Origin of the sequence: Pseudoalteromonas sp. S8-8, assembly GCF_000497875.1 — a bacterium.
GTDB classification, from domain to species: Bacteria; Pseudomonadota; Gammaproteobacteria; order Enterobacterales; family Alteromonadaceae; genus Pseudoalteromonas; species Pseudoalteromonas arctica.
Map to the genome: position 1 here is coordinate 1 of NZ_AUTR01000027.1, position 23,574 is coordinate 23,574.

Here is a 23,574-nt window from a genome sequence, read left to right on the forward strand (position 1 = left end):
CCGCCAATCTCGATTGGTAAGGGTGAAAGGGTGCGGTAAGAGCGCACCGGGCCGCTAGTAATAGTCGGTTGCAAGGTAAACTCCACTCGGAGCAAGACCAAATAGGGTTCCTTATGGCGTGGCCCACGTTGGAACCGGGTAGGTTGCTTGAGCCATAGAGCGATTTATGGCCTAGACGAATGATTATCACTTTCTTCGGAAAGGACAAAACCCGGCTTATAGGCTGACTCACTCATTCAATAAAAAGCCCGCAGTTAATACTGCGGGCTTTTTTGTGTCTAAATTTTAGTTAATACAACTTCAGCATTATTAAATAATATTTTTCCCTTGTTCTGGATCGCGAGATTGCTCTGCTTGTTCACGTATTTCGTCAGTATCACTGCTTACATCATCAAGCGTTTTAGTTTGCTCAACAGTTTCATTTTTTTCGCTTTGTATTTGCGATGGTTGTTCTTCCTCTAAACTAGAAACACTTTCATTAGGGTCGGTGAGTATAATTCTCTCTCGTGCGTCATCAGGCATGCTGATGTTTTGTTTTGTGAACTCATTGACTAATTCGCGCATAAGCTGGGAGGCTACTTTTAATGGACTGTGCTGCTCGCTATTAACCCAAAAATACAAAACGAAGTTAATAGTAGATGAGCCTAAGTTTTTTATTAAAACCTGCGCGGGTGGGTCGCTAAGTACTGCATTTTGTTGATTGGCAATATCTAGGGCGAGGGTTTGTGCGCTGCGTATATCGTTATCGTAGCCAATACCAATTTCTACTTTTCCGCGCATTTTTGGATTGGCAGTCAGGTTTTTAATGGTATTTTTATATACAGTCGCATTGGGTATTTGAATATGATTGCCATCGTAATCAACAAGCGTGGTTGCTCTTGCGGTTACTTTTTTAACAATACCTAATCGGCCATCTACTTCAATTACATCGTCAATTTTAAAAGGTCTTTGTACGCTCAGTAATAAACTAGCAATAAAGTTCTCTGCTATGTCTCTAAAAGCAAAGCCGAGTATTAAACCTATTAACCCAGTCCCACTCATAATCGCAACAGCAAACTGAGTAAGCCCTGCCAAACGTAAAAATAAATACACCCCAAATAAAATTATTAGGGTGCTTATGCTGCGCCTTATGACTAGGTGAACAAGCTTGCTGTCAGTCATATAGTCAATGGGTTTGATTAGTAATCTAGAAAGTGGTCCTGAAATTAAGTAACTGAGTATTAAAAGCATTATGCCGAGTAAAAGAGTGGGTAATATTTGCGCTGTTACGTGAAGTAATTGCACGCCTTGCTCATAAAAGAAATTCCACGAAAGTGTATCAACTTTGATCACTTCAGTTATTGGTGTTGTATTATTTAGCGCTACACTGCTTTTTAGGATGCCGAGCATGGCTTATCTTCCGTGTTAGAGTCATTTATAGATAAATATTAGCAAGTTTGGTACCAAACACTTATAACTTGGCAAATATTTTGCTGTAGTAACGTAATACAAATATTGAGGTTTAGAATGAAAGAAGCTAAACGAGGACAGCAAGCAGAGCAGCCTGCACATATCCCTTTTATAGGTTGGTGGGATATTGTTAAACGTATTTTTAAGCAAATGAGTGAAGATAACTTATCTATAGTGGCTGCCGGTGTGGCATTTTATGCGTTACTTGCTATTTTTCCAGCCATTGCGGCGATGGTATCAGTGTATGCGTACTTTTCATCCCCAACAGATATTAGTGAGCACTTAAGTAAAATAGTTACTTTGCTTCCACCAAGCACCAGTGAACTAATTTTATCTCAGGTTTCTAGCCTAGCTAAAACATCAAGTGCAAGCTTGAGCTTAAGTGCAATTGGTACGCTCATACTTACTATTTGGAGTAGCTCAAAGGGCAGCCAAGCACTTATTACTGCATGTAATATTAGTTATCGTGAGTATGAAAAACGCTCATTTTTTCAGGCTCAACTAGTGCGCTTTTTATTTTCGGTAGGAGCGATTGTAGTCGCAATTTTTGCGCTATTAATTATTGGTATTTTACCTATTGTACTTAATTTAGTGGGACTAAAAGAAAGTATAGATTTATTAATTAAACTCATTTCTTGGCCATTATTAGCTTTTACCTTTAATTTTGCATTGGTACTTTTATATCGTTATGCCCCACATCGTAAACCGGCTAAATGGCGTTGGATCACAATGGGGTCGTCTATTGCTACCGTGCTTTGGATTTTGGCATCTATAGGTTTTTCATTTTATGTATCGCGCTTTTCTAGTTACAACGAAACGTATGGCTCACTAGGTGGTGTAGTGATTATGCTGATGTGGTTGTATATCAGCGCTTACATAATCACATTAGGTGCTGTAATTAATGCAGCTACTGAGCAGCAAACAGGTAAAGATAGCACTGTAGGGCCGGCTAAAGAGCGTGGGCAGCGAGGCGCCTATGTAGCAGATCACCTCGATGTAAAAAATGAATAGCTATTAATTAGCTAAATTAGTAAGTGCAGTAATTTGCTCTTTAAACTCTTGTGCTGCAGGACCAAGCCTGTCGTTGTCGTTGCACATTAAATATAAATTAAGAGTGCGGGTTGTACCTTGGTCTAAATTAAGTGCGATGAGGGTTTGATCTTCAATTAAATGTGCAATTTGTGTTTTTGGCAGCCAAGCGTAACCTAAATTTTGACTAACCATATCAATAGAGTTACGTAAGTGGCTTACTGTCCAGCGCATATCTGCACCTAGCCAGCCTTCATTGTGACTGGTGTGGGTTGCTGAATCGCGCACTACTATCTGCCGGTGTAGCTTTAAATCACGAAAGTTGAGTTGTTCAGTATGTTGGTGTAATACATGGTCTTTATGCGCAACCGCTATAAACTCTATATCGCATAACGTACTGCAACTAATTCCATAGATAGGAATTGACGAAATAGCTAAATCAACCACTGAGTTATGTAATAATTCGTTTGCACCGGTTAGCACGCTTTCTACTAAATCAATTTTTAAAAGAGGGTAAAGCTCACTCGTTTTAGCAAGTGCTTGATATAAAATAGCGTGTGGAAAAACCTCATCAACAGCTATTTTTAACGTGCTTTCCACGCCTTCGCTTAGTGTACTTGCTACCGATTCTATTTTAGTCGCTTCTTCAATTAAAAACTCGGCTCTGCGTAAAATCAGCTTACCGCTATCGGTTAAAAATGCTTTACGGCCTTTTACTTCAAGCAACTTAATTTGCAAGGCGGCTTCAAGTTTCTGCACAGCATGGTGTACGGTTGACTGACTTTTATGTACAGCTGCGCTTGCGCCTGCAAACCCGCCATGATCCACAACCGCTTTAAACATTCGCCATTGCTCTAATGTTGCTTTTGCCATTTTTAAATCCTGTTACTACTTTATATCTGATTGCTTAACTTGACCGCGCAGACGCATTATTTATTGCGTAACAGTGATTTTTTGTCTATTTATTTTAATAAAGCTACTTTTTTATCAGCTAGAAGTGCCATAAAACTGCTTTTATTTAAAGGTCTTGAAAATAAATAACCTTGACCGTAATCGCATCCTGCTTCAAGTAGTAGCTGCATTTGTAATTTAGTTTCAATTCCTTCGGCGATTACTTTTAAGCCCAACTGATGTGCCATAACAATGATGGCTTCACACAATGCAAGTTCTTGGCTGCCTATTTGAATATTATCAACAAAACGTTTATCTATTTTTAAATAGTCGGTGTCCATTTCTTGTAAGTAAGCGAGCGACGAATACCCGGTACCAAAATCATCAAGAGCAAGCTGCATACCTGATTTTACTATTTCTTTCAGGCGTCTTTGCGTAAGTGCTTCAGGGTTAACCATTAAGCCTTCAGTTATTTCTGCGACAATTGACGAAGCAGGCAGTTTTGCTGCTTTTAGCATATCGTACCATTCATCTATGCCACTCTCTGGCGTGGATAATTGCACTGGCGATACGTTTACACTTATTTGAAAAGTATCATCGGTTAGTGTTTTTATATCGTTAAGTGTTTGCAAAGCTTGGGCAAATACAAATTGACCAATTGCATTTATTTGCCTGGTTTCTTCAGCAAGTGGGATAAATGCGATAGGGCTAATTAGGCCTTTTTCGGGATGTTGCCAACGAATAAGCGCTTCCGCTTTATGAATATGTAAATCATTTAAAGCAACTATGGGCTGATAAAATAACTCAAACTGTTCAAGTTCTATGGCACTTCGTAAGTCTTTTAATAGCACCATGCGCGCGTGTGCATATTCGCGCATGTCAGCAGAGAAAAACTCAAAACAGTTACGACCATTACTTTTTGCTTTATACATAGCCTGATCGGCTGCCTTTAAAAGCTGTTCAGTATTTTCACCATCATTAGGAGCGCAAGCAATGCCTATGCTTGCACTAATAAATAACTCTTCGTTTTCAAGATGCAAAGCTGACGATAGACTAAGTAAAATATTACTCGCAATTTGATTAATATGGCGCGTACTTTTAATGTGACTAAATACAATAACAAACTCATCTCCCCCAATTCGTGCCACAAACTCAGCGTTTTTTGCCGACTGGACTATACGCTGAGATACGAGTTTTAATAAGTTATCGCCATAGTGATGGCCTAATGTGTCATTAATATCTTTAAAGTGATCAATATCTAAAAGCATGACAACCAATTGATTATCTGGAGTAACAACATTTGAAAATCGTTGATTTAATCGCTCCTTTAACTCTAAACGATTTGGTAAGTCAGTTAGGTGATCAAAATGAGCTTGTCGCCAAATGGTTTCATCAGCTTGTTTTTTTTCTGTGAGGTCTGTGAATATCGCGATACGACGAATAGGTGCGTTATTTGTATCATAAATAGTATCGATTGTGAGCCACTCAGAATAAAGCTGCCCGTTTTTTTTACGGTTAATAACCTCGCCTTGCCAGCGGCCTGTTTGCTGTAATTCAGACCACATTTTATTGTAAAAATTCTTATCATGTTTTCCTGATGAAAGAATTGAAGAGGACCGGCCAATAACTTCTTCTTTACTATATAAAGTCGTTTTACAAAACGCAGGATTTACATCAAATATAATGCCCGTTGGATCGGTGATTGCCATGCCTTCACTACTGTTGTTATACACTAGTGAGGCAAGGTGGAGTGCTTCTTCATTTACTTTTCGTTGTGTTATATCTCGTAGCACAACAACGTATTCATTTTTACTTTGCATTGCGCTAATACGTGCTTCAAAGCTGCGTTTAGGATCTGATTTTTCGAGTGTGAATTCTAAATTGCTCGAAACATCAAGTTTAGATAACTGCGATAACAAAAGCTGAACATTGCTGTGTGAAAGTATTGATGATAAATGAGGTACTACCGTGCTGTTAGGATTTACTTGGGGCTTAAACTGTCCTGTTATGTTGAGAATATCGCCATGGATGTTAATTCTAACGTAACTATCGGGCAGAGTATTAAGCAAGCTAGTAAGCTCATCATGCTTGTTTTTTAAATTAGCTTCAGCTGTTAACCGAGTTTGCGCCATTGATTTAAAACGCTGATAGAGAGTATTTAGCTCTGGATTATTGGGTTGTATTTTTTGTGCGGGCATCTCGCCCTTAGCCAATACGTTTGTTGCATTTGTTAGATTATTAATTGGGTCAATAATGCTGGTTTTAAGTAGTTTACGTGCAATTAAAGACAGCATCAGCAGCGATAAAATAAACACACCAATCGCTATAAAAAAATTATTATTTATTTGCTTTAAAGCATGTGTGACAGGAAGTGCGATATGTATATTTAAGCTGTTATTACTTGGATCGCTGTAAATAACAGAGTGATGAAGCATTCGGGCTTCACCTTCAATAGATTTTATTTTTGTTGATGCCTCATTATCAATCGAAGAATCAGTTGCTAATAAAGTCTGTGCAATATTATCGCCAAGAGCGGCCGTTGTAGGTGGATAACGCGCTAAAATTTTTCCGTTAGAATCAGCAATTGCAGCAATAGAGCCTGGCGGAAGTTCAATGTCATTAAAAGCATTGTTCCACCAGTCAAGCGCAACAACGATAACTACAACGCCCTGAATTACATTTTTTTTATTAATAATAGGTAACGCAAAATTAAGGGTGTTTTTTTGCAGACTTCGGTCGTGCTGAAAATAACCTACCGACAATTGGTTACTTTTTAAGGCGTTTTGGAAATACGCCCGATCGGCAATATTAATTGTTTTGGCTAACCCGCTTGTTGTGCATATAACAATGCCATTTGGATCTATAATCCCGATATTGGCAACATGTGCGTAAATAGATCTAAATTGATTAAAATAATTAGGGCAGGTCGTTGCTAAATTTTCTTTCTTACTTTCCTCTTTAGCCAAATAACGCGCTAAACGGTCAATATCATCGACTAAGTGCTTTTGCTGTAAAATTAATTGCTTAGCAATATTTTCTACTTTTTTTTCACTTTGCTCAATAGAGTGATCGCGTTCAAGCAGCAGTGTAAAAATAATTACAGCGGTGCCCGGAATACTTAGCAATATAAGTAAACGATAAAGCTGATGTTTGAGAGAATAAGTAAAAATAACCATTCCTTAGTTTTGTATTTTGCAATAACAATTGTAGCCAAATTCACTCCAAATAACCATAGTAATTATAAGGTTGAAAATGTAACCAATGAATCATTATAGTTCTATTTTTTGGAATGTTAAGGTCGATTTAAAGACATAGTTGTTTTGTTTAATGGATGATTTAATAACCCCATAAACTTATTCTTTAGAGTGAATTAATAAATGAAAATATCAAAAATACTTACAGCTTATGCAACTCAAGATGGCGATGGTGTGAGTATTAGCCGTATACCTGGGTTTGATGGTAAATATTTAGATCCCTTTTTAATGATTGATGAACTTAAGTCAGACGACAAAAAAGATTATATGGGAGGCTTTCCTGGGCATCCGCACCGAGGTATTGAAACGTTTACTTATATTCTAAAAGGTGGCTTTGAACATCGTGACCAAATGGGTAACAGAGAAGCAATTAAAGCAGGTGATGTGCAATGGATGAGTACAGGGCGCGGCGTCATGCACAGTGAAATGCCACTCGCGGATGCTGTTGACGGTTTGCATGGCTTTCAAATTTGGATCAACATGCCAAGCGCAGAAAAAATGCGTGATTCACGTTATCAAGATACTACTAAAAACCCAGCTCCGAGTTTTACAAATACGCAAGGTGTGACGTTAAAAGCACTTGCGGGATCGTGGCAGTTCGAAAGTGAAACGCTTACAAGCGCTCTGCAAAGTTTAGCTGCTAATGCGGCGCTCGCTGATATTACATTACCCGCTGGTAAAAGCATGAATTTAGAACCTATTAGCCAACAAAAAGTAATGCTTTATATTCATAGCGGCTCACTAATAATGAGCGACAATCAAACAATACCAACGGGCAAGTTACTTATTTTAGAACCAGGTAGTGATATTAATATTAGCTCTGAACAAGGCGCTGGTGTATTGGTTTTAGCCGGCGATCCACTCAATCAACCGATTGCTCATATGGGGCCGTTTGTAATGACGACTCAAGCTGAAGTACAGCAAGCAGTGCGTGATTATCAAAACGGCGAGTTTGGCAAAATTTAACGGTATTTTTAGGAGAGTTTTATGGGATTATTAGTTAACGGTCAATGGCAAGATAAATGGTACGACACCGATTCAAGTAACGGTAAGTTTGAACGCGAAACTGCGCAGTTACGTCACTGGGTAACTGTTGATGGTAGCGCTGGAATAACGGGCGAGGCCGGTTTTAAAGCACAAGCGAACAGGTATCATTTATATGTATCACTTGCGTGTCCTTGGGCGCATCGAACGCTTATATTTAGAGCGTTAAAAGGGTTACAAGATTTAATTACGGTGTCGGTTGTTAGCCCTGATATGCTTGATAGTGGTTGGGCTTTTGATACGCAAAACCACAGTACTGGTGATGCTTTATTTAATAGTAACTACTTACATCAAGTGTATACAAAAAATAATCCTAAGTATTCCGGGCGAGTCACCGTACCTGTATTGTGGGATAAAAAGTTAAATAAAATTGTCAGTAATGAGTCTGCCGATATTATACGTATGTTCAATAGTGCATTTAATGAATTAACAGGTAATAAAGATGATTACTATCCTGAGACGCTGCAACCAAAAATTGATGAATTAAACGCGTTGATTTATCCAAGTATAAATAATGGTGTTTATCGTACGGGGTTCGCAACAACTCAGGATGCGTATGAAGAGGCATTTAATGATGTATTTAAAGCACTCGATACAGTAGAGGGGATACTGAGCAAGCAGCGGTATTTAACAGGGGATAACCTCACAGAGGCAGATTGGCGATTATTCACCACTCTCATTCGGTTTGATAGTGTGTACGTTGGTCACTTTAAATGTAATTTACGCACAATTGAAAGCTATCCTGCTTTGAGCGGATACCTTAGAGAGTTATATCAGGTTAAGGGAGTAGCAGAGACAGTTGATTTTTACCACATTAAACGTCATTACTATTTTAGCCATACAATGATCAATCCAACACAAGTTGTGCCAAGTGGCCCAAGTGTTGATTACTTATCTGATCACGGTAGAAACGTTTAACGTTTAAGCAAACAACCTAACAAGCCAGCCGTATTTTCTTACCAAGCTGGTTTCGCCTTTTCCTGCTTGTACAGCTGCACCGGCTAAAAAGGCACTTGTTAGTCCCACTTTAGTTGCGGCAAAACGCTTTAGTCTATATTGAAACGCTGCATGATGTTGGCGTTTTAACTCACTGCGCGTATCCGTTTGCTTACTCAGAGCATCAACGTTTTCATTAGGTGCTTTAATTAAGTAGTTAACTAACATAGTAATTTCCTTATAAGTTAAACAGTTGTTTTAAGCTTTTAAGTGTTTTACTAAAGCCAATTTTATTGCTTAGGTAAACCGTATTTTTCCAAAGCCATGCTAAACAAGCAACTTGCAGCAAAGTAGCTGTTGCAATACTTAGCCATACTGACCCAAAAAGATCATATACACCGTATCCAACAGCACCTAGAAATCCTGCCCACAACAAAACCAAACCACTGGCAAAACAGCCTAAAAATATAGTGATCAATGCAAGCGATCTAAGCGATAACCGCCATTCAGCTTTAGCAAGCTGATGGGTGATCTTTCCTTGAGTTTGGTAATCATCCTTGAGCTGCTTAGAGTACTCTAAAAGCTTTGCAATATGATCTTGCCAATCGTCCTTTTGGCTCTGCTGCTCAGTTGTTTGGTTTTGCGCTTCACCATCCTTGGCTGCGCTTGTTTGTGGGTTATTCATCACTGATTACTTACGACGAAATAGTGATGTAATCAGCATACCCGCAGCAAAAGCAATACCCGCGGTTGCTAATGGATTTTCAGAAGCAAATGCACGGGTTTTAGCTGTACATTCACTTAACTTTTCGCGTGCAATAAGCTGTTTTTCGCTTAGTGCTTCTGCTGAACTCGAAGCGCCTTTACGAACACTGCTTTCAGCTGTTGCTGCTTTGCTAGAAAGTGCATCTACAGCATCGTGCGCCGCTGATGTTGCTTTCTCTGTAAGAGGTGATTCAGTATTTGTTAGTTTAACGTCAGGCTTAACATCTGAAGTTGTGTTTGGTTTCGTATTTGTTGCAGTAGCCATAATCAATCCTTAATAAGTTAAAAATTTAAATAGTGATTTAGATGATGCAATGATTAAACCAAACTTGTTATTTATTTTAACCTATTGATTTTATTGGTTTTTATTGTTTATATATAACTTTTCATATTTGGTAATTTAAAGCAAACAGTAACTATTACTACACGGTTAGGTAAATTTTACAAAGGGAGTGAAAATGCTTAAAAAGTTGTAAATATTCATTGGTTATTCAGTAAGCAAAGCGTGTAAACAGAAAGTTATAAAAAACAGAATAGATATTTTTTTCATCACAATCCCACTTTTTCCCACGTAATTCAAACGCTTCGCTTGAGCCCTTATTTTTTCTAGCTTTGGGACTTACTAAAGCTGGTCAGCTTACTTGACAAAATGGCTTGTCAAGCCCTAAACTGGAGCACTGTGGTAAAAAGTGGTTTTTAGTGGATCACACTGGATAAAAATAAACAAAAGTTGAATAAAACAATTTTAAAGTAGGTTTTTTATGTTTCGTGGCGCGAGTTCACTGAGTTTGGATGATAAGGGGCGTTTTGCGGTACCGACTAAGTACCGAGAATCTCTATTGTCTGAAGATCAGGGAACGGTTATTTGTACCGTCGCATTAAATGAGCCGTGTTTATGGTTGTATCCGCTGGCTGAGTGGCTAGAAATAGAAAGCCGTTTAGCTAAAATCTCCAATATGAACCCACGAGCCCGTCGAATGCAGCGTATGTTGCTCGGGAATGCTACTGAATATCAACTTGATAAAAATGGTCGAATTTTGCTTGCGCCGTCACTGAGGGCTCATGCATCACTTGGCAAAAAAATCATGCTAGTTGGTTTGATGAATAAATTTGAAATTTGGGATGAGGCGCGTTGGCACGAGCAAATGCAGCAAGATACTGAGCTTGAAAGGCTTGGCGATTTTGAACCTAACCAAGATTTAGATAATTTTACACTCTAACAGCACAAAAAAAGGCAAATAATAGCTAATGACAGCGCAATTTGAACACGTATCCGTATTAATGGACGAAACCATCGATGCCCTCGCAATTAAGCCAGACGGTATATACATGGATGGTACGTTTGGACGTGGCGGCCACTCTGGACAAATTTTAGCACGCCTTGGTGATGAAGGTCGCTTGCAAGCAATTGACCAAGATCCACAAGCGATACAATCAGCCGAAAAATTTGCTGATGATCCACGTTTTGCGATTGCACATACTCGTTTTTCAAATTTATACGAAGTAGCAGAGCAGAACGATCTCATTGGTAAAGTGGATGGCATTTTATTAGACATTGGTGTCTCGTCGCCACAACTGGATGACGCTGCGCGTGGTTTTAGTTTCATGAAAGATGGGCCACTTGATATGCGCATGGACCCAACAACAGGTCGCAGTGCTGCACAGTGGTTAGCAGAAGCCGAGTTAGATGATATTACCCACGTAATTAAAAAACTGGGCGAAGAAAAGTTTGGTAAACGTATTGCGCACAAAGTACTCGAAGTTCGTGAGCACACGCCAATCACAACAACAAAGCAACTTGCTGACCTTGTTGATGAAGCAGTACCGGTAAAAGATAAGTTTAAGCACCCTGCAACACGTACTTTTCAGGCGATTCGTATTTATATTAATAGCGAGCTTGAAGAGATTCAAACAGCGCTACAGTCTGCAGTTAAAGTGCTAAAGCCAGGCGGACGTTTAGTGGTGATTTCGTTTCACTCACTAGAGGATCGTATTGTAAAACAGTTTATTAGAAAACAGAGTCGGGGAGAAGTGTTACCCAGAGGTCTGCCTTTAACTGATGCACAAATAAATAAAAACCTGACGTTAAAAGCAGTGGGTAAGGCTATTAAGCCAAGTACTGTTGAAGTAGAACGTAATCCACGTTCTCGTAGTTCTGTACTTAGGATTGCACAGAGGTTGGGATGAGTAAAAAAGCGAGCTATCGTCAACCCAATTTATTCTTTGAAATATTAAAAGGCCTAGGTGCTAACAAGCTAACCTCGGCCTTGTTGGTTGTGATATTCGCTTCTAGTTTAGCTGTTGTGCAAACAACACATTTAGCTCGTGGGCAACTTATAAAGCAAGATCAATTATTACAAGAACGTGATGAACTCGATTTAGAGTGGCGCTACTTACTTGTTGAAGAAGAATTTTATTCGCAACATGCACGCATTGAAGAAGTTGCTATATCACAATTAAAAATGAAACGACCTACTAGTCAAGATGAGCAGGTAATAATAGTACAATGAGAAATAGAGGCAAAAAACCAGTCACTAATTTAATCACATGGCGCTTTATGCTGGTGTGTACAGTTGTGTTTATGGTGTTTGTAACACTCGTATCTCGCGCTGCTTATTTACAAGTAATAGAACCCGATAAAGCACGTTCAGAAAGTGATAAACGCACGGTACGTGTTGAAAAACTGCATGTGCAACGCGGAATGATTTTTGACCGCAATGGTAAAGAATTAGCGGTAAGTGTGCCTGTGGTAAGTGTATATGCTGATCCTAAAGCATTACATAAATCGCTTGTATCTAAAGTAATTAAACAAGCCCGCAAAAGCGGCGAAGATCACTTATCTTTAACTGAAAACACTGTTGAGCTTGATAAGCGTACTGCACTTTATTATAAAAACGATTTACGCTGGCGCGAGCTTGCAGATGTGCTGCGCATTGATCCTAAGAAGATTAACTCTCGACTATTAAACGATCCCTCGCGTCGCTTTGTTTATTTAAAGCGCCAAGTTACTCCTGCTGTAGCAAATTATATTGGTGATTTACGCCTCCCTGGTATTCATTTACTAGATGAATCTAAACGCTATTACCCCGCCGGTGAGGTTACCGCGCATGTTATTGGTTTTACCAATATCGATGGCAAAGGCATTGAAGGCATTGAAAAGCTATACGAAAACGCTTTAACGGGCGAGGAAGGCCGCCGTACCATTCGTAAAGACGCACAAGGGCGTGAGGTAGAAGTACTTGACGAACGTGAACGTGTAGAGCCAGAAAGTATAGAACTAAGTATTGATCAACGAATTCAAGCTATTGCGTACAAGGCCGTAAAATCAGCTGTACTGACTTATAAAGCCACATCGGGCTCAGCTATGGTAGTTGATGTTAAAACCGGTGAAGTACTGGCAATGGTAAATAGCCCTTCATTTAATCCAAACAACTTAAGCGATGCTGCACCTCATAAACGTCGTAACCGCGCAATTACAGATTTGTTTGAACCAGGCTCAACTGTTAAGCCTCTAGCCATTTTGGCTGGGCTAGACTACGGCGCCATTCAGGCAGATGACACGATTGATACCTACCCAGGTTGGATGCGTTTAGGTGGTAGTTTAGTTAGAGATACTCGTAATCACGGCGAACTAACACTGCGCGAAATACTAAAGTACTCCTCAAACATGGGAGTTGCGAAGGTTACTCAGTTAGTGCCTAAAGATTACCTTGTTGGTTTATACCAAAAAGTAGGCTTTGGTAGTGATACTGGAACAGGCATGGTCGGTGAAAGTAGCGGTTTGTTTTATCCAAATCGTCGTTGGTCTGACTTTGAAATTGCCACTTTATCATTTGGTTATGCGATTTCGGTAAGTACTGCGCAAATGGCGCGCTTTTATACCATGTTAGGCGCTGGTGGAGTTAATCGACCACTGACTATTTTAAAGCAAGACAATATACCTGAAGGCGAACGTATTTTTAAACAAAAAGACGTAGAAGCCGTAGTGCACATGATGGAAAGTGTATTTGAAAAAGACGGTACTGCTCGCAACATAAAAGTTGATGGGTATCGTGCAGCTGGTAAAACAGGTACATCTAAAAAAGCCGTAGCAGGTGGTTATGGTGATGAATATGTAGGTTATTTTGCAGGTGTAGCGCCGGCAAGTAATCCTCGTTTAGCCGTGGTAGTTATGATTAATGAACCAGGTGGTGATGTGTACTATGGAGGTGCCACCGCTGGCCCTGCATTTGCAGAAATCATCTCTAACGCATTAAGAATATTAAACGTAGCGCCTGACAAGGAAGAGGTTGCGTACGTACAAGGTAAAGATAACGATGCGTGATTTAAAGGATATTTTAAAATACATCGAAATAGATGCGCCCTCGCAACTGGTAAAACATTTACGCCTTGATAGCCGTGAAGTAACGCCAGGTGATGTATTTGTTGCTATTAAAGGCCATGCACTTGATGGCGGTCAATTTATTAATAAAGCAATTGAAAATGGCGCAACAGCTATTATTGCTGACAGATTATGTGAATTTGAAACAAGTTTTGAGCCACTATATTTAGTTTCGGAGCTTGATAAAAAGCTTCCAGAATTAGCAAGTCGCTTTTATAGCCAGCCAAGTCAGGCTCTTGATTTAATTGGTGTGACAGGTACAAACGGTAAATCGACTACCACAGCAATGATTGCCCACTTAGCACAATTTTGTAGTACTGAGTCGGCTATTATAGGCACTTTAGGTTATGGCCATCCTGATAACTTAATTCCACTGATAAACACAACGCCTTCAACTGTTGATTTACAGCATATTTTGAGCGATTTAAATTCGCAGCATAAAAAGCTGGTAGCCATGGAAGTATCATCTCATGGGTTAGTGCAACAACGCGTTGCTAAATGTCAGTTTAAAGCGGCTGTGTTTACTAATCTTTCGCGCGATCACTTAGATTACCATGGTGATATGGCAAGTTACGGTGATGCGAAATTAATGCTTTTCCGTGACTTTGAACCGCAAGTTGTAGTGCTTAATCAAGATGACTTTCAAGCAGAGCAATGGCTTGAAAAGTATGATTTTAATAACCTAATTTGTTATGGCCGCAAAAACTTAGCTCCTAAGAATGCCCGATACGTTTATTTTTCTGATGTTGAATATTCAAGTGAAGGTATTTCGGCTCAGTTATCGACTAGTTGGGGTGATATGTCGATTAAATCGCCTCTGTTTGGCGAATTCAACTTATATAACTTAACGGCAGCGCTCGCTACATTACTAGGGCTAGGTTATCCGCTTGAGCAACTAGTTGCTGGTTGTGCGCAGTTACAGCCAGTAGCTGGGCGAATGCAAGCATTTAGTCAAGCTGACATGCCAACGTGTGTTGTTGATTACGCCCATACACCCGATGCACTTGCACTTGCATTACAAGCATTGCAGTTGCATGTGCCAGGTGGTGTAAGTTGTGTATTTGGTTGCGGTGGTGACAGAGACAAAGGAAAGCGTGCATTGATGGCGCAAGCTGCAGAGCAAAACGCTGATAAAGTTATTATTACCAGTGATAACCCTCGCTCAGAAAACCCTGATGACATTATTGCAGATGTAGCAGGCGGTTTAACCCATCCTCAAAATGCACATTTAGAGGCTGATAGAGCAACTGCAATTCGTTTTGCTATAGAAAACGCTACAGCTGATGACGTTATTTTGATTGCAGGTAAAGGCCACGAAGATTATCAAATTATAGGCGATAAGCGAATCGACTTTTGCGATCGCCGGTATGTACAAGAACAACTAAAAAAAGCAGTAAGAGGGATAACACAATGATCCCAATGGATTTTGATTGGTTAGCTAATGTGCTAACAACCGATTATCAAGGTGATAATCAACACGTGCTTAATATAAATACTGATACTCGTACAGTGTGCGATGGCGAAGTGTTTTTAGCACTGAAAGGGCCAAATTTTGATGGGCATAAATTTATAGCTGAGGCTAAACAAAAAGGCGCTATTGGCGTTATTGTTCAGCACAAAGTTGATGTAGATATTCCACAATTTATAGTAAGCGATACACGTATTGCACTAGGTGTAATTGGCACCGCTGTTATGGCCCAGGTGGCGCCTAAAACAATTGCAATTACAGGGAGTGTAGGCAAAACCACCGTAAAAGAAATGTGTGCGGCAATTTTGTCGGTTCACGGTGATGTATTAGCTACTAAAGGTAATTTTAATAACGATATTGGCGTCCCACTTACGTTATTGCGCTTAGAGCCTCAACATCGCTTTGCAGTAATTGAACTAGGTGCAAATCACTTAGGTGAAATTGCTTACACCACTGCAATGACAAAACCAGATGTAGCCGTTGTATGTAATGTTGCAGCAGCCCACTTAGAAGGTTTTGGTAGTTTAATGGGCGTCGCAAAAGCTAAAGGTGAGATTTTTGATGGCCTTAAAGATGATGGCGTTGCGATTGTTAACTGCGATAGTGAATTTAGCCAATATTGGTTAGATAAGCTTGAAGGGCGTAATGTTAAACGTTTTTCTACAACTGAAAAACTAGATATTTGGGCAGAGAACATCACGCTTGATGCCAATGCGCGTGCAAGCTTTACGCTTTGCACTAAAAACAAGCAAGTACCTGTTACTTTGGCACTTCCGGGTAAGCACAATATTAGTAATGCACTTATCGCTGCTGCACTGACCAGTGAATTTAACGTAACCCTTGAAGAAATAGCCAATGCACTTGCCACAATGGCTGATGTAAAAGGGCGCGTTAATTTAATTGAAGTGTCTGATTTACTCACCGTGGTTGATGATACCTATAATGCCAATGTTAAGTCTGTAAAGGCTGCGATTGACTTGTTAAGTGATATGCAAGGTCACCGCATTTTAGCACTCGGAGATATGGGTGAGCTAGGTGAAGATGCACGTAAGTACCATCAAGAAGTTGGCGAGTATGCACTTGAGCAAGGTATTGATGAGTTATTTACATTAGGTGTATTAAGTAAATACGCAAGTGATGTGTTTGAACTACCTAATCGCCACTTTTCGAGCCGCGAACAGATGCAGCAAAAAATTCAAGAAAGTATTAATAAAGTGAATACTAAAACAACAATAGTAGTGAAAGGATCGCGCAGTTCTCGCATGGAATTATTAGTAACCGATTTAGTTAATGGCCAGCAACAAGCCATCAATGGAGTATCATAATGTTAGTTTGGCTGGCAGAGTATTTAACACAGTATTTTAGTGGTTTTCATGTTTTTTCGTATTTAACGCTACGTGCCATTTTAGGTATTTTAACTGCGCTAATTATGTCTCTTTATTTAGGACCTAAGTTAATTCGTGGTTTGCAACGTATGCAAATAGGCCAAACAGTTCGAGACGACGGTCCGCAATCGCATTTATCTAAGTCGGGTACGCCGACTATGGGTGGCTTACTTATTTTAGCGGCTATTTTTACCAGCACGCTACTTTGGGCCGATTTATCAAATAAATACGTATGGGCAACACTATTTGTAATTGGCTCATTAGGTATTGTTGGCTTTGTTGATGATTACCGTAAAGTTATTCGTAAAGATCCAAAAGGCTTAATTGCTAAGTGGAAGTACTTTTGGCAGTCGGTCATTGCATTAGTTGTAGCTACTGCTTTGTATTTTACCAGTGCACAAGCATCTGAAACATCACTTGTTGTTCCATTTTTTAAAGACGTATTACCGCAATTAGGTTTGTTTTATATCGTGCTTACGTATTTTGCCATAGTAGGTACATCAAACGCGGTAAACCTGACCGATGGTTTAGATGGCTTGGCGATTGTGCCAATTATTTTAGTGGCTTCGGCATTGGCAATTATTGCTTACTTAACAGGTAATATTAACTTTTCGGCTTACTTACATATTCCACATTTACCGCTGGCGAGTGAGCTTGTGGTTGTATGTACTGCCATTGTGGGCGCAGGGCTTGGCTTTTTATGGTTTAACACTTACCCAGCACAAGTATTTATGGGCGATGTGGGTTCATTAGCACTTGGTGGCGCATTAGGTATTATTGCTGTTTTAGTACGCCAAGAGTTACTGCTTATTATTATGGGCGGTGTATTTGTAATGGAAGCGCTATCGGTAATATTACAAGTGGGGTCGTATAAATTACGCGGACAACGCATTTTTAGAATGGCGCCGATTCATCATCATTATGAATTAAAAGGTTGGCCAGAGCCTCGCGTTATTGTGCGCTTTTGGATTATTTCTGTTGTGCTAGTGCTTGCTGGCTTAGCTACTTTAAAGATTCGATAAATGCAGTATTTAAACGAGATAAAAAACAAACAAATAACAGTGCTCGGACTCGGTGTAACCGGTCTGGGCATTGTGCGTTTTCTATTATCTCATGGCCTAACACCAAAGGTCGTTGATAGCCGAGTAACCCCGCCGGGGATTGATTGGTTAAAAGAGCACGCGCCAACTCTAGATACCCACTTCGGTAATTTGGATGACGTAGAGCTTTGTTCAAGCGATATGATTATTATAAGCCCTGGGCTTAGCTTAAAAATACCAGCTGTTGCAGATGCAATTAACGTAGGTGTTGAAGTGATTGGCGACGTTGAGTTATTTGCACGTATTAATTCAAAACCTGTTGTTGCAGTAACGGGCTCTAACGGTAAATCAACCGTGGTTACGCTCGCTTATGAAGTGTTAAAAGAAGCCGGCTATAAAGTTGCTTTGGGTGGGAATATTGGCACAGCGGTACTTGATTTACTCAATGATGATTTTGATGTGTATGTGCTTGAGTTATCGAGTTTTCAGTTAGATACCACAACGAGTTTAAAACCAGTAAGTGCAACGGTATTAAATGTGTCAGAAGATCACCTTGACCGCTACGACAGTTACCAAGCTTATATAGACTCAAAGCTAAGTATTTATAATTTCGCAGAGCTTATTGTTGTCAACGCAGACGATAGTCAAACACATCCAGTTGAACGCGGTACAACCCCTTTAATTAGCTTTGGTGCTCAACAAGGTGATTACCATTTAGCGCAGCACAATGGCGAAACTCACTTTATGGTTAAAGGCGATGCCTTTTTACCTGTTGATACGCTTGCGGTAGTGGGTAAGCACAATTATTTAAATGCGCTTGCAGTAATGGCGCTCTTAAGTCCGTTTGAAGTCAGCAAAGAGCAATATAAAAATGCGTTAGGTCAATTTAATGGATTGGCTCATCGCTGCCAATTTGTAGCTGAGCTTAACGGTGTAAAGTATTTTAACGATTCAAAGGCAACTAATGTTGGAGCGACCATTGCTGCAATAGATAGTTTAGCTAGTGACGGTGAAAATCTGATTGTTATTGCTGGTGGCGATGCCAAAGGTGCTGATTTAAATGCGCTTAAACCCTACATAGAACAGCATGTAAAAGCATTAATTTGTTTTGGTAAAGATGCAAGTGACTTAGCTGCGATTACCAATAAGAGTTATTTAACTAACAATATGGAAGAAGCCGTTACTTTGGCCAAAGTACTTAGTAGTACAGGCAATATTGTTTTATTAGCACCCGCATGTGCCAGCATTGATATGTATAACAACTATATGCAACGCGGTGATGACTTTGTTCAGTGTGTAATGGCAGGGGCGTTATGATTGCTTTTGCCGATATAAGAGACGCATTAACACCTAAGCCTTCGGCGCAGTTATACGATGTACCGCTATTGTACTGCGTAATAATGCTAATTGGTGTTGGTTTTATCATGGTGACCAGCGCATCAATGCCTACCGCAGAGCGGTTATTTGATGACCCGTACCATATTACCATTCGCCACAGCATGTTTTTAGCAATGGCTTTTGTGCTTTTTTGGATAAGCGTTTGTGTGCCAATGGAGTGGTGGAAACGATCAAACCCTTATCTATTAATACTAGGCATGGTGCTATTAATAGCGGTATTGATTATTGGGCGTGAAGTAAACGGCGCTAAACGATGGATACCTATTGGACCTGTTGGTTTTCAGGTGGCTGAGGCCGCTAAGTTGTACTTTTTTAGTTATATTGCGGGTTATTTGGTAAGAAAACGCGAAGAAGTACAAGAAAATATTAAAGGCTTTGCAAAGCCAATTGCTGTATTTGCAGTGTATGCACTGCTTATTCTGCTGCAGCCAGATTTAGGCACAGTGGTTGTTATGTTTGTAACAACGGTTGGTTTACTGTTTTTAGCTGGCGCTAAATTATGGCAGTTCTTTGTACTTATTCTAACTGGCGTCGGTTTGGTTGTATTACTGATTATTGTTGAACCATATCGAATGGCGCGTGTTGTCGGCTTTTTAGACCCTTGGGATGATCCTTTTGGAAAGGGTTACCAATTGGTTCAATCGCTAATGGCTTATAGCCAAGGTGGTTGGTTTGGTCAAGGCTTAGGTAACAGTGTACAAAAACTACAATATTTACCTGAAGCACATAACGATTTTATTTTTGCCGTTATAGGTGAAGAACTTGGCTTAATAGGCGTTGTAAGTATTTTAACGGTATTAGCTACTTTAGTATTTAGAGCCTTATTAATAGGCCAACAAGCCCTTAAGTGCGGCAAGGAATACGAAGGCTACTTTTCATTTGCCATTGGTATTTGGTTTGCATTTCAAACCATGGTGAATGTAGGTGCGAGCGCGGGTATTTTACCGACGAAGGGTTTAACCCTGCCGTTTATTTCTTATGGCGGCTCAAGCTTATTAATTATGACTATTGCCACGGGTATTTTATTACGCGTAGATTTTGAAACCAAAATGGCAACCAAACAAGCCACCTCACGCGGAGGTAAGCGATGAGTAAAAAATTAGTAGTAGTGGCTGGTGGAACTGGCGGACACATTTTTCCCGGTATTGCAGTGGCCGATTATTTAAAACAGCAGGGCTGGCAAGTTAGCTGGATCGGCACACCAGATCGAATGGAAGCGAGCGTTGTACCTAAGCACAATATAGATATTGATTTTATTAACGTTAAAGGTGTTCGTGGTAACGGATTAAAGCGTCTTATTAAAGCCCCATTCATGGTAATTAATGCAGTATTGCAGGCGCGTAAGGTATTGAAAGAGCAGCGTCCTGATGTAGTACTTGCAATGGGCGGTTATGTTACGGGTCCAACGGGAATTGCAGCAAAAAGTTTAGGTATCCCGCTGGTTATTCACGAGCAAAACGCTGTAGCGGGTATGAGCAATAAACTGCTAGCCAAGGTGGCTACACGAGTATTAGCTGCATTTCCAAATGCTTTTGCACAGGGTCAAGCCGAGCTAGTAGGTAACCCAGTTCGCCAAAGCGTTATGAATATAGCCAAACGCGATGTATCAAGCCCTATTAATATTTTAGTAGTGGGCGGCTCGCTTGGTGCACAAGTGCTTAATCAAACATTACCAGAAGCATTTAAAGTACTAAATAATACAGCTCCAATAAGTATATGGCATCAAACAGGTAAGGGTCATTTAACTACCGTAGAAGCAGCTTATAAAATGCATGCTTTTACAGGCAGTAATACAAAAATAGCTGAATTTATTGATGATATGGACGCAGCGTATAGCTGGGCTGACATTGTTGTTTGCCGTGCTGGTGCGTTAACTGTTAGCGAAATTGCAGCGGCAGGTAAAATGGCCGTTTTTGTTCCGTTTCCACATGCCGTGGACGACCATCAAACAGCGAACGCACAATATTTAGTGATGGCTAATGGCGCATTATTAATGCCACAAGGGCAGTTTAATAAACAATCAATTGTTGAACTATTAAGCCCGTATTTAGCCCAACCTTCATTAATTACTGAAATGGCTACAAATGCAAAAAAACAAGCCATTTTAGATGCCACAGCAAGCGTAGCAACGCACTGTGAGCAAGTAACAAATAAGAGAAAATAAGTGAAAGAAACGTCAGTACAAGAAAAACACACACGCCCCGCAATGCGCCGAATAGAAACCATCCACTTTATTGGTATTGGTGGAGCAGGTATGGGCGGTATTGCTGAAGTACTCGCTTTTGAAGGCTACCGTATTACAGGTTCTGACATTGCCCATAGCGCTATGACAGATCGTTTAATTAAAGCCGGTGCAGAAGTATTTATTGGCCATCATGAAAATAACGTGAAAGATGCCAATGTAGTCGTTGTTTCAAGTGCGATTGATGAAACAAACCCTGAAATTATTGCAGCTAAAGCCGCAAGAGTTCCTGTTGTTCGCCGCGCAGAAATGTTGGCTGAATTAATGCGTTTTCGCCACGGTATAGCAATTGCGGGTACGCATGGTAAAACAACGACAACAAGCTTAATTGCGAGTATTTATGGACAAGCAGGGCTAGATCCAACCTTTATTATAGGTGGCTTGCTAAATAGCGCAGGTAGTAACGCAAAAGTAGGTAAAAGTGATTTTTTAATTGCCGAAGCTGATGAAAGCGACGCGTCGTTTTTACACTTACAGCCAATGGTCTCGGTGATCACAAATATTGAAGAAGATCACATGGATACTTATGGCGGCAGTCTTGAAAAAATGAAAGACACGTATGTAGATTTTATTCATAACTTGCCGTTTTATGGTTTAGCTGTTGTATGTATTGATTCTGAAGTTGCTGCTGAACTTATCCCGCGCTTTGGTCGCCCAGTTATTACGTATGGCGAATCAAAGGATGCTGATTATCGCATGAGCGACTTTAGCCAATCAGCTAATACATGCACATTTACAGTAACTAACAAGCAAGGTGAGTGTTTAACTGCCACGTTGAATATGCCAGGTAGACACAACGCACTTAATGCAACCGCTGCGATTGCTGTGGCAAAAGATCAAAATATTGCGAATCATGCAATTTTAGAAGCGCTGCAGAAGTTTGAAGGTATTGGTCGTCGTTTTCAACACTATGGTGAATTCGAAAACGAGCGTGGCAATGTCATGTTAGTTGATGATTACGGGCATCATCCTTCAGAAGTTGCAGCAACAATTGCAGCAGTACGTGAAGGTTGGCCTGATAAGCGTTTAGTAATGGTATATCAACCTCATAGATTTTCCCGTACACGCGACTTATACGAAGATTTTGTAAAAGTACTTGCTGATGTAGATCAGTTGCTACTGCTTGATGTGTATAGCGCTGGTGAAGATCCTATTGTTGGCGCAGACAGCAAAAGCTTATGCCGTAGCCTTCGTCAACGTGGCAAAGAGCCGCTGCATGTAGCAACAAATGCAGAGCTTGCAGGCGTTTTGGCCGCAAATTTACAAAATAATGATTTAGTATTAACCCAAGGCGCTGGTAATATAGGTCAGTTAGTTAAAACATTAGCTGCGACGGGTATGTCGATAGAAAAACTTAAGCAAGGTGAAGTATGACTCAGGTAAACACACAATTTGGTAAAGTAGCGGTACTGCTAGGTGGTAACTCAGCAGAACGTGAAGTGTCTTTACGATCGGGTCAGGCTGTTTTAAATGCGCTGCAAAATAGTGGCATTGATGCAATTGCATTTGACCCGCAAAGTCGTTCTTTGTGGGAGTTAAAAGAATTAAATATAGAGCGCGTTTTTATTGCTTTGCATGGTCGTGGTGGCGAAGACGGAACTGTACAAGGTGCGCTTGAATTTATGAACCTGCCTTACACGGGCAGTAATGTACTGGGTTCAGCACTTGCTATGGATAAAGTACGTTGTAAGCACTTATTTAAATCAGCGGGTTTAAGCACTGCACCTTATGCCGTAGTTGACGCTAAAAAAGGCTTTGATGCTGCAGCTATTATGGGTGAGTTTAAAAAGGTAATGGTTAAGCCATCGCACGAAGGCTCAAGCATAGGTATGGCGCAAGCAAGTACAGCACAAGAACTTGAAGACGCACTAGCTAATGCATTTAAATTTGATAATCAAGTGCTTGTAGAGCAGTGGATCACGGGACGTGAATTCACAGTTACAGTGCTTGGCGACGAAGTACAACCAGTCATTGAGATGACTACACCTAATGGTTTTTACGATTACCAAGCTAAGTATCAATCAAATACAACGCAGTATCATTGCCCTGCAGATTTATCAGAGCAAGATACTAAGTACTTACAAGCTATATCGCTAGATGCATTTGATTTAGTGGGCGCAAGTGGTTGGGGCCGTGTTGATGCGATGCAAGACGAGCAAGGTAACTTTTACCTGCTTGAAGTAAATACAGTACCAGGCATGACTGAAAAGTCGTTAGTGCCAATGGCGGCAAAAGCGAATGGGGCAACTTTTGAACAATTAGTTGTTCGCATTTTAGAGCAAACGCTTTAAT

21 protein-coding genes and 1 other RNA gene are annotated in these 23,574 nt (G+C 40.2%); 16 read left to right on the forward strand and 6 right to left on the reverse strand.

The window, feature by feature from the left end:
- An RNA gene (rnpB, locus tag L659_RS1000000123205) (RNase P RNA component class A) lies at positions 1 to 235 on the forward strand; the annotation flags it as partial.
- Between the two features lie 74 nt (positions 236 to 309).
- Here rnpB and L659_RS0108235 read toward each other — a convergent pair.
- Entirely contained in the window at positions 310 to 1,389 is a 1,080-nt protein-coding gene (locus L659_RS0108235) for a mechanosensitive ion channel family protein (RefSeq protein ID WP_024590203.1), read from the reverse strand.
- Between the two features lie 117 nt (positions 1,390 to 1,506).
- Between L659_RS0108235 and L659_RS0108240 the strand changes: the two genes are divergently transcribed.
- A complete protein-coding gene (locus tag L659_RS0108240) occupies positions 1,507 to 2,460 on the forward strand; it encodes a YihY/virulence factor BrkB family protein (RefSeq protein ID WP_007582878.1) in 954 nt (317 codons plus the stop codon).
- Between the two features lie 3 nt (positions 2,461 to 2,463).
- Here L659_RS0108240 and L659_RS0108245 read toward each other — a convergent pair whose 3' ends face one another.
- On the reverse strand, positions 2,464 to 3,351 hold the full coding sequence (locus L659_RS0108245; RefSeq protein WP_010554286.1) for a LysR family transcriptional regulator: 888 nt from the start codon (positions 3,349 to 3,351) through the stop codon (positions 2,464 to 2,466).
- 89 nt (positions 3,352 to 3,440) lie between these two features.
- Entirely contained in the window at positions 3,441 to 6,545 is a 3,105-nt protein-coding gene (locus tag L659_RS0108250) for a bifunctional diguanylate cyclase/phosphodiesterase (RefSeq protein ID WP_024590204.1), read from the reverse strand.
- Positions 6,546 to 6,746: 201 nt separating this feature from the next.
- Here L659_RS0108250 and L659_RS0108255 point away from each other — a divergent pair, with 201 nt between their 5' ends.
- Positions 6,747 to 7,589, forward strand: a complete 843-nt coding sequence (locus L659_RS0108255; protein ID WP_024590205.1) for a pirin family protein — start codon at positions 6,747 to 6,749, stop codon at positions 7,587 to 7,589.
- A gap of 21 nt (positions 7,590 to 7,610) precedes the next feature.
- Entirely contained in the window at positions 7,611 to 8,585 is a 975-nt protein-coding gene (locus L659_RS0108260) for a glutathione S-transferase family protein (protein ID WP_024590206.1), read from the forward strand.
- A 3-nt stretch (positions 8,586 to 8,588) separates the two neighbouring features.
- Here L659_RS0108260 and L659_RS0108265 read toward each other — a convergent pair whose 3' ends face one another.
- The 3 genes from L659_RS0108265 to L659_RS0108275 are packed head-to-tail and all read right to left on the reverse strand — an operon-like array spanning position 8,589 to position 9,633.
- Positions 8,589 to 8,831: a hypothetical protein gene (locus L659_RS0108265; protein WP_024590207.1), complete on the reverse strand. Its 243-nt coding sequence runs from the start codon at positions 8,829 to 8,831 to the stop codon at positions 8,589 to 8,591.
- A gap of 10 nt (positions 8,832 to 8,841) precedes the next feature.
- The gene (locus L659_RS0108270; RefSeq protein WP_024590208.1) at positions 8,842 to 9,288 is read right to left on the reverse strand and encodes a hypothetical protein; all 447 of its coding nucleotides are present in this window, start codon (positions 9,286 to 9,288) and stop codon (positions 8,842 to 8,844) included.
- Positions 9,289 to 9,294: 6 nt separating this feature from the next.
- Positions 9,295 to 9,633, reverse strand: a complete 339-nt coding sequence (locus L659_RS0108275; RefSeq protein ID WP_010554292.1) for a hypothetical protein — start codon at positions 9,631 to 9,633, stop codon at positions 9,295 to 9,297.
- Between the two features lie 496 nt (positions 9,634 to 10,129).
- On the opposite strand from L659_RS0108275, the gene mraZ reads away from it, so the two are divergent.
- Genes mraZ through L659_RS0108335 form a run of 12 tightly spaced genes read left to right on the forward strand, consistent with a single transcriptional unit; the run spans position 10,130 to position 23,573 of the window.
- Positions 10,130 to 10,588 carry a division/cell wall cluster transcriptional repressor MraZ gene (mraZ, locus tag L659_RS0108280; RefSeq protein WP_007582904.1) on the forward strand — a complete coding sequence of 153 codons (459 nt, stop codon included), beginning with the start codon at positions 10,130 to 10,132 and terminating at the stop codon, positions 10,586 to 10,588.
- A gap of 28 nt (positions 10,589 to 10,616) precedes the next feature.
- Entirely contained in the window at positions 10,617 to 11,555 is a 939-nt protein-coding gene (rsmH, locus tag L659_RS0108285; protein WP_008167099.1) for a 16S rRNA (cytosine(1402)-N(4))-methyltransferase RsmH, read from the forward strand.
- Positions 11,552 to 11,878: a cell division protein FtsL gene (gene ftsL, locus L659_RS0108290; RefSeq protein WP_007582915.1), complete on the forward strand. Its 327-nt coding sequence runs from the start codon at positions 11,552 to 11,554 to the stop codon at positions 11,876 to 11,878. Before rsmH ends, ftsL begins: the two co-directional genes overlap by 4 nt.
- Positions 11,875 to 13,692 carry a peptidoglycan glycosyltransferase FtsI gene (locus L659_RS0108295; protein WP_010554293.1) on the forward strand — a complete coding sequence of 606 codons (1,818 nt, stop codon included), beginning with the start codon at positions 11,875 to 11,877 and terminating at the stop codon, positions 13,690 to 13,692. The genes ftsL and L659_RS0108295 overlap by 4 nt, the downstream gene beginning before the upstream one ends.
- Positions 13,685 to 15,163 carry a UDP-N-acetylmuramoyl-L-alanyl-D-glutamate--2,6-diaminopimelate ligase gene (gene murE, locus L659_RS0108300; RefSeq protein WP_024590209.1) on the forward strand — a complete coding sequence of 493 codons (1,479 nt, stop codon included), beginning with the start codon at positions 13,685 to 13,687 and terminating at the stop codon, positions 15,161 to 15,163. Before L659_RS0108295 ends, murE begins: the two co-directional genes overlap by 8 nt.
- Positions 15,160 to 16,542 carry a UDP-N-acetylmuramoyl-tripeptide--D-alanyl-D-alanine ligase gene (locus L659_RS0108305; protein WP_024590210.1) on the forward strand — a complete coding sequence of 461 codons (1,383 nt, stop codon included), beginning with the start codon at positions 15,160 to 15,162 and terminating at the stop codon, positions 16,540 to 16,542. Before murE ends, L659_RS0108305 begins: the two co-directional genes overlap by 4 nt.
- The gene (gene mraY, locus L659_RS0108310; RefSeq protein ID WP_007582922.1) at positions 16,542 to 17,624 is read left to right on the forward strand and encodes a phospho-N-acetylmuramoyl-pentapeptide-transferase; all 1,083 of its coding nucleotides are present in this window, start codon (positions 16,542 to 16,544) and stop codon (positions 17,622 to 17,624) included. The genes L659_RS0108305 and mraY overlap by 1 nt, the downstream gene beginning before the upstream one ends.
- On the forward strand, positions 17,625 to 18,959 hold the full coding sequence (gene murD, locus L659_RS0108315; protein ID WP_024590211.1) for a UDP-N-acetylmuramoyl-L-alanine--D-glutamate ligase: 1,335 nt from the start codon (positions 17,625 to 17,627) through the stop codon (positions 18,957 to 18,959). It begins immediately after the preceding gene.
- On the forward strand, positions 18,956 to 20,131 hold the full coding sequence (gene ftsW / locus L659_RS0108320) for a cell division protein FtsW (RefSeq protein ID WP_007582927.1): 1,176 nt from the start codon (positions 18,956 to 18,958) through the stop codon (positions 20,129 to 20,131). The genes murD and ftsW overlap by 4 nt, the downstream gene beginning before the upstream one ends.
- Positions 20,128 to 21,204, forward strand: coding sequence for an undecaprenyldiphospho-muramoylpentapeptide beta-N-acetylglucosaminyltransferase (murG, locus tag L659_RS0108325; protein ID WP_024590212.1), 1,077 nt, complete (start codon positions 20,128 to 20,130; stop codon positions 21,202 to 21,204). The genes ftsW and murG overlap by 4 nt, the downstream gene beginning before the upstream one ends.
- Entirely contained in the window at positions 21,205 to 22,656 is a 1,452-nt protein-coding gene (murC, locus tag L659_RS0108330) for a UDP-N-acetylmuramate--L-alanine ligase (RefSeq protein WP_002957994.1), read from the forward strand. It abuts the gene before it with no gap.
- Positions 22,653 to 23,573 (forward strand): D-alanine--D-alanine ligase, encoded by a 921-nt coding sequence (locus L659_RS0108335; protein WP_024590213.1) that lies wholly within the window; start codon positions 22,653 to 22,655, stop codon positions 23,571 to 23,573. Before murC ends, L659_RS0108335 begins: the two co-directional genes overlap by 4 nt.
- The last annotated feature ends 1 nt before the right edge of the window (position 23,574 follow it).

Coding starts and splice junctions, on each gene's coding strand:
- L659_RS0108235 (WP_024590203.1), bottom strand. CDS start 1,389: ATGCTCGGCATCCTAAAAAGCAGTGTAGCGCTAAATAATACAACACCA.
- L659_RS0108240 (WP_007582878.1), top strand. CDS start 1,507: ATGAAAGAAGCTAAACGAGGACAGCAAGCAGAGCAGCCTGCACATATC.
- L659_RS0108245 (WP_010554286.1), bottom strand. CDS start 3,351: ATGGCAAAAGCAACATTAGAGCAATGGCGAATGTTTAAAGCGGTTGTG.
- L659_RS0108250 (WP_024590204.1), bottom strand. CDS start 6,545: ATGGTTATTTTTACTTATTCTCTCAAACATCAGCTTTATCGTTTACTT.
- L659_RS0108255 (WP_024590205.1), top strand. CDS start 6,747: ATGAAAATATCAAAAATACTTACAGCTTATGCAACTCAAGATGGCGAT.
- L659_RS0108260 (WP_024590206.1), top strand. CDS start 7,611: ATGGGATTATTAGTTAACGGTCAATGGCAAGATAAATGGTACGACACC.
- L659_RS0108265 (WP_024590207.1), bottom strand. CDS start 8,831: ATGTTAGTTAACTACTTAATTAAAGCACCTAATGAAAACGTTGATGCT.
- L659_RS0108270 (WP_024590208.1), bottom strand. CDS start 9,288: ATGAATAACCCACAAACAAGCGCAGCCAAGGATGGTGAAGCGCAAAAC.
- L659_RS0108275 (WP_010554292.1), bottom strand. CDS start 9,633: ATGGCTACTGCAACAAATACGAAACCAAACACAACTTCAGATGTTAAG.
- mraZ (WP_007582904.1), top strand. CDS start 10,130: ATGTTTCGTGGCGCGAGTTCACTGAGTTTGGATGATAAGGGGCGTTTT.
- rsmH (WP_008167099.1), top strand. CDS start 10,617: ATGACAGCGCAATTTGAACACGTATCCGTATTAATGGACGAAACCATC.
- ftsL (WP_007582915.1), top strand. CDS start 11,552: ATGAGTAAAAAAGCGAGCTATCGTCAACCCAATTTATTCTTTGAAATA.
- L659_RS0108295 (WP_010554293.1), top strand. CDS start 11,875: ATGAGAAATAGAGGCAAAAAACCAGTCACTAATTTAATCACATGGCGC.
- murE (WP_024590209.1), top strand. CDS start 13,685: ATGCGTGATTTAAAGGATATTTTAAAATACATCGAAATAGATGCGCCC.
- L659_RS0108305 (WP_024590210.1), top strand. CDS start 15,160: ATGATCCCAATGGATTTTGATTGGTTAGCTAATGTGCTAACAACCGAT.
- mraY (WP_007582922.1), top strand. CDS start 16,542: ATGTTAGTTTGGCTGGCAGAGTATTTAACACAGTATTTTAGTGGTTTT.
- murD (WP_024590211.1), top strand. CDS start 17,625: ATGCAGTATTTAAACGAGATAAAAAACAAACAAATAACAGTGCTCGGA.
- ftsW (WP_007582927.1), top strand. CDS start 18,956: ATGATTGCTTTTGCCGATATAAGAGACGCATTAACACCTAAGCCTTCG.
- murG (WP_024590212.1), top strand. CDS start 20,128: ATGAGTAAAAAATTAGTAGTAGTGGCTGGTGGAACTGGCGGACACATT.
- L659_RS0108335 (WP_024590213.1), top strand. CDS start 22,653: ATGACTCAGGTAAACACACAATTTGGTAAAGTAGCGGTACTGCTAGGT.